General features: G+C 67.0%; 8 protein-coding genes. All 8 read left to right on the top strand.

Annotation, left to right across the window (positions count from 1 at the left end; translation table 11 throughout):
* The coding region (locus Q8S40_RS17195) for a hypothetical protein (protein ID WP_371136851.1) at nucleotides 1–262 on the top strand (262 nt) is incomplete at its 5' end.
* A 6-nt stretch (nucleotides 263–268) separates the two neighbouring features.
* A complete protein-coding gene (locus Q8S40_RS17190; protein ID WP_305671345.1) occupies nucleotides 269–2,215 on the top strand; it encodes a penicillin-binding protein 2 in 1,947 nt (648 codons plus the stop codon).
* 19 nt (nucleotides 2,216–2,234) lie between these two features.
* On the top strand, nucleotides 2,235–3,698 hold the full coding sequence (locus Q8S40_RS17185; RefSeq protein WP_371136852.1) for a UDP-N-acetylmuramoyl-L-alanyl-D-glutamate--2,6-diaminopimelate ligase: 1,464 nt from the start codon (nucleotides 2,235–2,237) through the stop codon (nucleotides 3,696–3,698).
* Complete coding sequence (gene murF, locus Q8S40_RS17180; protein WP_305671344.1) at nucleotides 3,695–5,110, top strand: UDP-N-acetylmuramoyl-tripeptide--D-alanyl-D-alanine ligase; 1,416 nt, start codon at nucleotides 3,695–3,697, stop codon at nucleotides 5,108–5,110. The genes Q8S40_RS17185 and murF overlap by 4 nt, the downstream gene beginning before the upstream one ends.
* A gap of 115 nt (nucleotides 5,111–5,225) precedes the next feature.
* Complete coding sequence (mraY, locus tag Q8S40_RS17175) at nucleotides 5,226–6,311, top strand: phospho-N-acetylmuramoyl-pentapeptide-transferase (protein WP_305671343.1); 1,086 nt, start codon at nucleotides 5,226–5,228, stop codon at nucleotides 6,309–6,311.
* An 88-nt stretch (nucleotides 6,312–6,399) separates the two neighbouring features.
* The gene (gene murD / locus Q8S40_RS17170) at nucleotides 6,400–7,785 is read left to right on the top strand and encodes a UDP-N-acetylmuramoyl-L-alanine--D-glutamate ligase (protein WP_305671342.1); all 1,386 of its coding nucleotides are present in this window, start codon (nucleotides 6,400–6,402) and stop codon (nucleotides 7,783–7,785) included.
* Entirely contained in the window at nucleotides 7,782–8,945 is a 1,164-nt protein-coding gene (ftsW, locus tag Q8S40_RS17165) for a putative lipid II flippase FtsW (protein WP_305671341.1), read from the top strand. Before murD ends, ftsW begins: the two co-directional genes overlap by 4 nt.
* 17 nt (nucleotides 8,946–8,962) lie before the next feature.
* The coding region (locus Q8S40_RS17160; RefSeq protein WP_305671340.1) for a glycosyltransferase at nucleotides 8,963–9,441 on the top strand (479 nt) is incomplete at its 3' end.

The following is a 9,441-nucleotide window of genomic DNA, read 5'->3' as shown; positions in this document are numbered from 1 at the left end:
GCCGCCCGAATCCGTGGCGCGTGCCGCCGCCCCGCCGCAGACGGTGCGCCCGGCGATCCATGTCGCGCCGGCGCCGAGCGCGCCGCCGATCCGCACCACCCGGGCCGCGCCGGCCGCGCCCACCTATGTCTCCGCCCTGGGTGGCGCCACCTCGCTGGGCATCGGGCGGCCGATGTTGGCACCGCCGGTGCCGTTCTCCTCCGCCGCCGCCGCGGCAACGCTGGACAACCAGGGCGGCCTCGCACCGCCCCGCACCCGCTGATCCGCCATGTCCCCGAACCCACCTAACGCCAACGCCCTGCCCGCCGGCCGCACCATCGGCCATGCCGCTGTTTCCGCTCGCACCGATCTGGTGCGGATCGGCCAGCCGGAGCTGGTCCGCCGCGCCGTCATGGAACGCACGCGGTCGCGCCTGCTGATCGCCGCCGGCGGTTTCGCGCTGCTGTTCGGCGTGGTGGCGGCACGGCTGGCCGATGCGACGCTGATCTCCCCGGCCGAGCCGAAGCGCCTGGCGGCAATGGTGCGGCAGAACACGCCGCCCGCGGAGCATCTGCCCGGCCGCGGCGCCATCACCGACCGGAATGGCGAATTGCTGGCGGTGACGCTGCCGATCACGGCGCTCTATGCCAACCCCAGCGAGATCATCGACCCCGAGACGGTCGCGCGCCGGCTGGTGCGCGTGCTGCCGCAGCTGGATGAGCAGCGGGTCACCGCGAGGCTGACCGGGGAACGGCAATTCGCCTACCTCGCCCGCGCGCTGACGCCGCGCGAGCAGCAGGCAGTGAATTCCCTGGGTATTCCGGGCCTGTATTTCGAGGAAGCCGAGCGGCGCATCTACCCGCAGGGCCGCGCCGCGGCGCATATCCTCGGCGGCGTCGATGTGGACGGCAACGGCACCGCCGGCGTCGAACGCTATTTCGACGAACGCCTGCGCGTGCGGCGTGGCGAGGATCTGCGTCTGTCGCTCGATGTGCGCGTGCAGCTTGCGCTGCGCGACGCCGTGCAGCATGCGATCACGGACTACAACGGCATCGGCGGCGCCGGTATCGTGATGGATGTGCAGAGCGGCGAGGTGATCGGCATGATCTCCCTGCCCGATTTCGACCTGGCCGAGCCGGCGCGGGTGGAAGCCGTGACGCCGGGCGCGGACCAGCAGGGCCTGAACCCGCGCTTCAACCGCGCCACCGTCGGCGTGTATGAGCCGGGCTCCACCTTCAAGCTGCTCACCGCCGCCATGGCGCTCGACCTGGGCACGGTGAATGTGTGGAGCGGCTACGACGCCTCCCGCCCGATCCGCTATGGCCGCTTCACCATCAACGATTATCGCGGCAAGAATCGCTGGCTCGCGCTGCCGGAGATCCTCGCCTATTCGTCGAACCTCGCCTCCGCCCATATGGCCGCGGCGGTGGGGCCGCAGCGGCACCGGGAATTCATGGTACGGATGGGCATGGGCTCCCGCCTCGGGGTCGAACTGCCGGAAGTCGCGCTGCCGCTGATTCCGCGCGCCAATGCCTGGCGCGACATCAACACGCTGACGATCGGTTTCGGCCACGGCATTTCCGTCTCGCCGCTGCATGTCGTCACCGGCGTCGCCGCCGTCGCCAATGGCGGCATCCTGCGCCAGCCGACCCTGATGGCGCAGCCACCCGGCACGGCGGCCGAGGGCACGCGGGTGATCAGTGAGGGCACGTCGGCCACCATGCGCCGGCTGATGCGGCTGGTGGTGACGGAAGGCTCCGGCCGCAGCGCCGATGTCCCTGGCTACTTCGTCGGCGGCAAGACCGGCACGGCGCAGAAGATCGGGCCGAATGGCCGCTACCTGCAAAACAAGCGCATCGCCGCCTTCGTCGGCGCCTTCCCGATGCAGGCGCCGCGCTATGCGGTGTATGTGATGGTGGACGAGCCGAAGCCGAATGCGCGCAGCCACGGCTTCGCCACCGCCGGCTGGGTCGCCGCCCCGGCCGCCGGGGAGATCGTGCGCCGCGTCGCACCGATTCTCGGCATGGCGCCGGAGACGGATCGCGCGCCGGAAATCCAGGCGGCTCTCTCGATGCCGATGCAGCCTGGCCGCCCGCGCGGCAACGCGCCGGCGCGTGCCGGGTCCGCGCCCCAACCGGCGCCTGCCGCCGCCTCGCCCACCCGCGCCGCCGTGCCTCCGGGCCAGGCCGCGCAGCGCCCCGCCTTGTTGCGGGAGGCGAGCATTGCGCCGCAATGACACAGTGCTCGCGCGCCGCCTGGATGACCTGCTGCGCGCGATCCCCGGCCTTTCCTGCCCCGCCGGCCCCTTGCCGGCGATCGGCGGGCTGACGGCCGATAGCCGCGGCGTCACGCCGGGCGACCTGTTCGCCGCCCTGCCCGGCGCCCAGGCGGATGGCCGCCGTTTCATCGCCGAGGCCGTGTCCCGTGGCGCCGCCGCCGTGCTGGCGCCAGAGGGCACGACGTGGCCCGCCGACGTGCCGGTGCGGCCCCTGCTGCACGCCGCCGACCCGCGTCGCGCGCTGGCGCTGCTCGCCGCCGCCTTCCATGCGGCGCAGCCGGAGCGCGTGGTCGCCGTCACCGGCACCAACGGCAAGACCAGCAGCGTGGATTTCCTGCGTCAGCTCTGGACGCTGGATGGGCAGCGCGCGGCGTCGCTCGGCACGCTCGGGCTGCGCGCCGCGGGTTTCCCGGAAGGGCCTTCGCTGACCACGCCCGATCCGGTGGCGCTGCATGCCACGCTGGCGGCGCTGGCCCATGCCGGCTTCGGCGCGGCGGCGCTGGAGGCATCCTCCCACGGGCTGGAGCAGCGGCGGCTGGATGGCGTGCGGCTGGCGGCGGCCGGCTTCACCAACCTGACGCGCGACCACCTCGACTATCACGGCGACATGGCGGCCTACCGCGCCGCCAAGCTGCGGCTGTTCGACACGCTGCTGCCGCCGGGCGCCTGCATCGTGGCGAATGCGGAGATGGAAGGTGCGACGCGCGACGCGCTGCAGGCCATTGCCGCCGCGCGCGGCCTGCGGCTGCTGACGGTGGGTGAGAATGGCGAAGCCCTGCGCCTGGTGGCGCAGGCGGCGCTGCCGGACGGGCAGGACCTCACCATCGAGGGGTTTGGCCTTCGCGAGCGCCTGCGCCTTGCTCTGCCCGGCCGCTTCCAGGCGGATAATGTGCTGATGGCGGCGGGGCTGGCGATCTGCACCGGCATGGCACCGGAGCGCGCCTTCGAATTGCTGCCGCAGCTGCAGGGCGTGCGCGGGCGGATGGAGCTGGCCGCACGGCTGGCGAATGGCGCCGCCGTCTATGTCGATTACGCCCATACGCCGGATGCGTTGGAGCGCCTGCTGCGGGCGCTGCGGGCGCATGTGGCGCCGGGCGGGAAGCTGCATGTGCTGTTCGGTGCCGGCGGCGACCGCGACCCGGGCAAGCGCCCGCTGATGGGCGCGGCCTGCGCGGCGGAGGCCGATTGCTGCTGGGTGACGGATGACAATCCGCGCAGCGAGGATCCGGTCGTGATCCGCGCCGCCGTGCTCGCCGCCTGCCCCGGCGGCATCGATGCCGGCGATCGTGCCGGCGCCATCGCGCGGGCCGTGGCGGCGTTGCGGCCGGGTGATGTGCTGGCCGTGGCCGGCAAGGGGCATGAGAGCGGCCAGACCATCGGCCGCGTCACCCTGCCCTTCGATGACGTGGCAGCCGCGCGCGCAGCGGCGGGCCCGGCATGAGCGCGCTGTGGACCAGCGCCGAGCTGCGCGCTTCGACCGGCGGGACGCTGGTGGCGGATGTGGCCGTCACCGGGGTTTCGATCGACAGCCGCAGCGTGACACCGGGCGATCTGTTCGTGGCGTTGCGCGATGCGCGGGATGGTCATGGTTTCGTGGCGGATGCGCTGGCGCGCGGCGCCGCGGCGGCGCTGGTGGACCATGTGCCGGATGGCGTCGCACCGGATTCGCCACTGCTAAGGGTGGCGGAGACGCTGGCCGGCTTGCGCGCCCTGGGCGAAGCGGCACGGGCGCGTAGCAGTGCACGGGTGGTCGGCGTGACTGGCAGCGTCGGCAAGACCACGACCAAGGAAATGCTGCGTGCGCTGCTGTCCGAAGCGGGTGCGACGCATGCGGCGGTCGCGAGCTACAACAACCATTGGGGCGTGCCGCTGACACTCGCCCGCATGCCGCGGGACAGCGATTTCGCCATCATCGAGATGGGCATGAACCATCCGGGCGAGATCGCATATCTGTCCAGGATTGCCAGGCCCGATGTGGCGCTGATCATCAATGCCCAGGCCGCCCATCTGGCGGGTTTCCCTCACCTCAATCCTCTCCCGCAAGCGGGAGAGGAGGCAAACGTGAAGGGCGCTTGTTTTGATCTGGTGGAGGCGGTGGCTCGCGCCAAGGGCGAGATTTTCCAGGGCCTGGCAGCTAACGGTATCGCCGTGATCAACGCCGACGACCCTCATGCGGCGCTGTGGCAGGAACTGGCAACGGGCCATCGCCTCATCCGCTTCGGCCTCAAGCAGCAGGCAGAAGTCTCAGCCAGCTTCAAATTGCAGCCCTTCGGCAGCGAAATCGAGGTGGTCACTCCCGCCGGTAAATTTGCTGTCGCCTTGCCGGTACCGGGCGAGCACAACGTGCGCAACGCCCTGGCGGCCACGGCCGTGGCTCAGGCTTTGGGTGTCGGCAACGCTACCGTCGCCGCGGGGCTGGCAAAGGTTTCCAGCGTCAAGGGCCGGCTGTTGAAAAATCCCTGCCTGCACGGCGCCACCCTGATCGACGATACCTACAACGCCAACCCCGGCTCGGTGCGGGCGGCGATCGCCGTGCTCGCCGGCATGCCGGGCAAGAAGGTGCTGGTGCTCGGCGACATGGGCGAACTGGGCGAAAACGCACGCGCGCTGCATGCCGAAATCGGCGCGGCGGCGAAGGCGGCCGGGATCGACCTGCTGTTTACCCTGGGCGATCTGAGTGCCGCTGCTGCGCAGGCTTTCGGCGCGGGCGGACGGCATTTCGAATATATCGAGGACCTGTTGCACGATATCGAAAACCTGCTGGCGCCGGAGGTGACGGTACTGGTGAAGGGATCGCGTTTCATGCAGATGGAGCGGGTAGTTAAAAGCTTTGAGGTGAGGGGTGAGGCGTGATGGGCATAGAGGCGGTGATGAGTGAGGGGTTAAGGGTGATGGGTGAAAACCCTCGCCGCGCCGCCTTTGACCTTACTCATTACTCCTTACTCATCGCTTCCCGAAGGGAGAAGACATGCTGCTCGCACTGACCCAATGGCTGGGGCACGACATTCGCGCCTTCAACGTGTTCAGTTACATCACGCTGCGCGCGGTGCTGGCGATGCTGACCGCGCTGATGATCTCGTTCATCGTCGGTCCGACCATGATCCGCAAGCTCACCGCCTACAAGATCGGCCAGTCGGTACGCGACGACGGTCCGCAGACGCATCTGGTCAAGGCGGGAACGCCGACCATGGGCGGCGCGCTGATCCTGGTTGCGATGGCGATTTCCACCCTGCTCTGGGCGGACCTGAGAAACACTTATGTCTGGGTCGTGCTGGCCACCACGCTGGGATTCGGTGCAATCGGCTGGGTCGATGACTGGCGCAAGGTGGTGCATCGCAATCCCAAGGGGCTGTCGGCCAAGGCCAAGTATTTCTGGCAGTCGCTGATCGGTGCCGGTGTTGCCGTGTTTCTGGCCATGACTGCCACGCTGCCGGCCCATACCGAACTGATCGTGCCCTTCTTCAAGATGCTGACGATTCCTCTCGGCGGAGCGGGCTTCGTCGTGCTGACCTATTTCGTCATCGTCGGCAGCAGCAACGCGGTCAACCTCACCGACGGGCTGGACGGCCTGGCGATCATGCCGACGGTGATGGTGGCGGGCGCGCTGGCGCTTTTCGCCTACGTTGCCGGCAACTTCGTTTTTTCGCGTTACCTCGGTGTTCCCTACGTGCCGGGCGCCGGCGAACTGGCCGTGTTCTGCACCGCCCTGGCCGGAGCCGGCCTGGGTTTCCTCTGGTTCAATGCCTACCCCGCCGAAGTGTTCATGGGCGATGTGGGCGCGCTGGCGCTGGGCGCCGCGATCGGCGTGGTGGCGGTGATCGTGCGGCAGGAAATCGTCCTGTTCGTGATGGGCGGGGTGTTCGTGGTGGAAACCCTGTCGGTGGTGCTCCAGGTGGGGTCGTTCAAGCTCACCGGCAAGCGCATCTTCCGCATGGCGCCGCTGCATCACCATTATGAATTGAAGGGCTGGAAGGAGAATCAGGTTGTGGTTCGCTTCTGGATCATATCGATGATGCTGGTGCTGGTTGGGCTTTCGACGTTGAAGTTGAGATGAAAGTGAATAACCGCAAAGACGCAGAGACGCAAAGAAATTCAAAGTCTTCACGCCTTTGCGCCTTAGCGTCTTTGCGGTTAAGAAAAAAATGATAAACCTCGAACATAAAAAAGTGCTGGTGGTGGGGCTGGGCGACACCGGCCTCTCCATGGCGCGCTGGCTGGACGCGAGAGGCGCGGTCGTGGCTGTCGCCGACTCGCGCGACAACCCGCCCCACGCCGCCCGCCTTCAGGCTGAGCTGCCTGGCGTGCCGCTATTCACCGGCAAGCTCAGGGAAGAGGTGTTTCGCAATGCCGACCTGCTCGCGGTCAGTCCGGGCGTGTCCCTGCGCGAACCGGCCGTTGCCGATGCGCTGGCGCATGGCGTGGAAGTGGTCGGGGATGTCGAGCTGTTTGCTCAAGCACTCAGGACTCAGGACTTGGAACTCAGGACTCGGGTTCTGGCCATTACCGGCTCCAACGGCAAAAGCACGGTGACCGAGATGGTCGGAGCGATGTGCAGGAAGGCCGGCCTGCATACGGTAGTAGCGGGGAATATCGGCCTGCCGGTGCTGGACGCATTGAGCGATCTGGATCAGCGCGGCGAGACCGCCGATGTGTTCGTGATCGAGCTCTCCAGTTTCCAGCTGGAAACCACGCACACCCTGAACCCGGCTGCAGCGACCGTGCTCAACGTGACCGAAGACCACATGGACCGCTACAACGGCATGGAGGATTACGCCGCGGCCAAGGCGCGCATTTTTGCCGGCAACGGCATCCAGGTGCTGAACCGGGAAGACCGCTACAGCCTGGCGATGGCGAAGCCCGATCGCAGGGTGATGACGTTTGGCCTGGATGCGCCGCAAAAACCCGAGGATTGGGGATTGCTGAGCGGCGAGAATGGCCCGTGGCTGTCGCAGGGCGGAAATCGGCTGATGCCGTTAGCCGATCTGCCGCTTGCCGGCTTGCACAACGCGGCCAATGCACTGGCTGCTCTGGCCTTGTGCCGCGCCATCGACCTGCCGCTCCAGCCCCTGCTTGAGGCGCTGCGCGAATTCAAGGGCTTGCCGCACCGGGTGGAGAAAGTGGCGGAGATTAATGGGGTTATCTTCTATGACGATTCCAAGGGAACCAACGTAGGAGCCACGGTAGCGGCGCTCAACGGCATGCCGTGCAAAGTAGTGCTGATTGCCGGCGGCGATGGCAAGGGCCAGGATTTCAGCCCGCTAGCACCGGCGGTGTCGGCCCATTCCCGTGCCGTCGTGCTGATCGGCCGCGATGGGCAGAAAATCGGTGCAGCCCTGGCCGGCTGTGGCGTGCCCCTGCTCTCTGCGGCGAGCATGGAGGAGGCGGTGATCCTGGGATTCGAGCAGGCCCAGCCGGGTGATGCGGTGCTGCTGTCGCCGGCCTGCGCCAGTTTCGACATGTTCCGCAGCTATGAGCATCGCGCTCAGGTATTCATCGCCGCAGTCAAAAAACTGGAGGAGGAAGCATGAACTCCTATTCTCCAGTAGCCGCTCAGCACGCCAAGCCAGATTATGACAGCACCCTGCTGTGGCTGGTGATTCTGCTGCTCGGCTTCGGGCTGGTGATGGTGTATTCCGCCTCGATCGCCATCGCCGCTGCGGATAAACACGCCGGTTTCCAGGAAAGCTATTACCTGGTGCGCCAGGCGGTTTACCTCGGCGTTGGCGCCTTGTTCGGCCTGTTTGCCTTCCAGGTGCCGAACAAGGTGTTGCAGGAAATCGCGCCCTATTTGTTCCTTTCCGGCCTGGTGCTGCTGGTGCTGGTGCTGATTCCCGGCATCGGTCGCGAGGTCAACGGCAGCCAGCGCTGGCTGTCACTGGTGGTGATCAATCTGCAGCCGTCCGAGTTCATGAAGCTGTTCGCGGTGCTGTATGCCGCCGATTACACGGTGCGCAAGGCGGCTTACATGGACAACATCAAGAAGGGCTTCATGCCGATGTTCATGGTGATGCTGCTGGTCGGTGGTCTGCTGCTACGGGAACCGGATTTCGGCGCCTTTGCCGTGATTACCAGTATCGCCATGGCGATATTGTTCCTAGGCGGCATGAACTGGCGGCTGTTCGCCGGCCTCATCGCCATGCTGCTGGTGGGCTTCCTGCTGCTGATCTGGACCTCGCCCTACCGCATGCAGCGCATTATCGGCTTCATGGATCCCTGGGCCGACCCCTACGGCAAGGGCTACCAGCTTTCCCACGCGCTGATCGCCTTCGGCCGCGGCGAATGGTACGGCGTCGGTCTGGGCGCGAGTGTCGAAAAACTGTTCTATCTGCCGGAAGCGCACACCGACTTCCTGCTCGCAGTGATCGCCGAAGAGCTCGGGTTCGCCGGCGTGGCCGTGGTGATCCTGCTGTTCGTCTGGCTGACAGTCCGCGCATTCTCCATCGGCCGCCAGGCAGCAGGGATCGACCGCCATTTTGCCGCACTGGTGGCCTACGGCATCGGCATCTGGCTGGCAGTGCAGGCGATCATCAACATGGGCGTGAACATGGGCCTGTTGCCGACCAAGGGCCTGACTTTGCCACTGCTGTCGTTCGGTGGCAGCGGAATCGCCGCCAACTGCACCGCGATTGGCGTGCTGCTGCGGGTGGACTGGGAGAATCGCCAGGTGATGAAGGGGTACTCCGTATGAGTAATGGGCCAGGGGTGATGAGTGATGAAAGGCGCATCGGTGGTGATCCATCACCCATCGCCCATCACCCATCACGAACTATCCTGATCATGGCGGGTGGCACCGGGGGCCACGTGTTCCCGGCACTGGCCGTGGCCGACACCTTGCGGCAGAAGGACTGGAAAGTGGTGTGGCTGGGTACGCGCGCCGGCATGGAAGCGCGGCTGGTGCCGGAAAAAGGTTACGAAATGGCCTGGGTCAAGTTTGCCGGTATGCGCGGCAAGGGCGTGCTGCGCTGGGCGGCGCTGCCGCTCATGCTGCTGTTGGCGATGTGGCAGAGCGCGGCAGCGATTTTCCGCATCCGCCCTGACGTGGTGCTCGGCATGGGCGGATTCACTGCTTTTCCTGGTGGCCTGATGGCTTCCCTGCTGGCCAAGCCCCTGGTGATCCACGAGCAGAACTCGGTGGCCGGGCTGACCAACCGGGTGCTGGCTTGCCTCGCCGATCGCGTCCTGGT

The sequence above is a fragment of the Falsiroseomonas sp. genome, assembly GCF_030695085.1.
Classification (GTDB): Bacteria; Pseudomonadota; Alphaproteobacteria; order Acetobacterales; family Acetobacteraceae; genus Falsiroseomonas.
The sequence above is the reverse complement of the archived record's forward strand: the minus strand, read 5'-3'. Positions and strand labels throughout refer to the sequence as shown.